This window comes from Microbacterium sp. GbtcB4, assembly GCF_019091465.1.
Lineage (GTDB): Bacteria > Actinomycetota > Actinomycetes > Actinomycetales > Microbacteriaceae > Microbacterium > Microbacterium paraoxydans.
In genome coordinates, this window is sequence record NZ_JAGXJJ010000606.1 from 1 (window position 1) to 235 (window position 235).

General features: G+C 73.6%; 1 protein-coding gene. It reads left to right on the forward strand.

The window, feature by feature from the left end:
* Positions 1-235 (forward strand): low temperature requirement protein A (locus KVS71_RS18980; protein ID WP_217585307.1); only part of this gene is annotated, 235 nt, incomplete at both ends.

The window sequence follows — 235 nt, forward strand, 5'->3', positions numbered from 1 at the left end:
GACTTCACCCTCCCGGTGATCGGCTACGTCGTGGTGCGCGTCGCCGTGGACGCGCAGGGGCAGCGCGCGTCCCGGCCCGCGGGGCCGCTCCGTTCCGCCGCGCTGCGATACGCCGGCGGCATCGCCGCCGTGCAGGTGCTGTGGTCCCTGTTCCTACTCGTCCCCTCGGGGCCGGTCCAGCTCGCGGCCATCATCGTCTTCGCCCTCATCGAGATCGCCGTCCCGGTGATCGCCG